1 protein-coding gene is annotated in these 1,902 nt (G+C 74.3%); it reads right to left on the reverse strand.

The window, feature by feature from the left end; translation table 11 throughout:
* The coding region (locus tag GRC12_RS44055; RefSeq protein WP_208786036.1) for a serine/threonine-protein kinase at positions 1-1,878 on the reverse strand (1,878 nt) is incomplete at its 3' end.
* Positions 1,879-1,902: the final 24 nt, after the last annotated feature.

Below are 1,902 nucleotides of genomic sequence, written 5' to 3' on the forward strand. Positions count from 1 at the left end.
GGCGCGGAGGGTCTCGGGGTGGGTGGGGCCCTGGACGCGGGTGCGGTCGTCGATCAGCTCGCGGTAGAGGGTGAGGGCCTCCGCGCTGCGGCCGAGGCGGCCCAGGCTGATGCCGACCTCGTAGCGGGCGGCGAGGGTGTCGGCGTGGTCGGGGCCCAGGGCCCGGGCGCGGGCCTCGGCGACCTCGCGGTATGTCTGCAGGGCTTCCGGCCAGCGGCCCAGCTGGCCGAGCGCGTAGGCGACCTCGTAGCGGGTGACCAGGGTGTCGGGGTGGTCGGGCCCGAGCACGCGGGCGCGGGCGGCGGCCACCTCGCGGGCCATGCGGTACGAGTCCTCCAGACGCCCGAGTCTGCTGAGGTTGAAGGCGAGGTTGTGCCGGCAGCGCAGGGTGTCGGGGTGGTCGGCGCCCATCCCCCGCTCACGCGCGGCGAGCACCGACTTGTACACCTCGTGGGCGTCGAAGTGACGGCCCAACTGGCCCAGCACGTACGCCATTTCCTGGCGGGCGGCGAGGGTGTCGGGGTGGTCGGCGCCCAGGGCTCGGGTTCTCGCGGCGGCCACGTGCTTGTACTCCTGCAGCGCCTCGGCGGCGCGGCCCGTGCGGCTGAGGGTGAAGGCGACCTCGTAGCGGCTGGCGAGGGTGTCGGGGTGGTCGGGGCCGAGCAGGTGGGCGCGTTCGGCGGCGACCGCCCGGTGCACCTCACCGGCCTCCGCCCAGCGTCCGAGTCTGCCGAGGCTCAGTCCGGCGTTGTGCCGTCCTACCAGGGCGGCGAGCGTCTGCGGGGACGGAGCGGAGGGCCGGTCGGGCGCCGGCTCCTCCGCGTGGCCGTGCGCCGGCCGGGCGATCCACTCGCCGGTGAGCCCGGCCCCGGCGTCCGGCGGGGTGGTGCTCAGCCCGGCTCCGGTGGCCTTGTGGCCGGTGGTCATCCCGCGCGTCCAGGACGGCAGGCGGGCCTCGCGGGAGGGGGGCTGCTCGGGCGGCCGGAGCACCGGCTGCGGGGTCACCACCGTGGGCACGTACGCCGGTGTCGTCCGGCCCAAGCTGATGCGCCGGCCCAACTCGCGGGCGTCGTGCGGGCGTTGTTCGGGGCGTTTGGCCAGCAGGTCGAGGATGACCTTGTCGAGGTACTCGGGCAGTTCGGGGCGCAGGCTGCGCGGCGGACGGGGCGGGGTGTCGCGGTGGCCGACGAGGATGGCCCAGGCGTCGTCGAGGTCGAAGGGCGGGGCGCCGGTGGCGATCTCGTAGAGCACGCAGCCCAGCGAGTACAGGTCGCTGCGCTGGTCGACCTCGGAGCCGCCGATCTGCTCCGGGGACATGTAGTGCGGGGTGCCCATCGCGATGCCGGTGCCGGTGAGCCGGGAGGTGAAGCCGATGTCGTGGCCGAGGCGGGCGATGCCGAAGTCGCAGATCTTCACCGTGCCGTCGGTGAGCCGCATGATGTTGGCGGGCTTGAGGTCGCGGTGCACGATGCCCTGCCGGTGGGTGTAGGCGAGGGCGGCGGAGACCTGGTCGGCGATGTCCACGACGTCGGCCACCGGCAGCGGGTGGTGCTGGTTGTCCTCCAGGAGCTGGCTGAGGTTGCGGCCCTCCAGCAGCTCCATCACGAGATAGAGGACGCCGTCGTCCTCGCCGAAGTCGTGCACGACCGTCACCCCGCGGTGTTGCAGCGCGGCGGCCACGCGGGCCTCCCGGCGGAAGCGTTCCCGCAGGACCCGGGTGAAGGCCTGGTCGTGGTGGGGGCCGAGGGGCTTGAGGCACTTCACGGCGACATGCCGGCCCAGCGACTCGTCCCGGGCCCGCCACACCTCGCCCATACCGCCCCGCCCGATCAGGTCGAGCAGCCGGTACCGGCCGTGGATCAGCCTGCTGTCCCCCATCTCCCGCGATCGCCCCCCGTACGG

Origin of the sequence: Streptomyces griseorubiginosus (assembly GCF_017614965.1) — a bacterium.
Lineage (GTDB): Bacteria > Actinomycetota > Actinomycetes > Streptomycetales > Streptomycetaceae > Streptomyces > Streptomyces griseorubiginosus_B.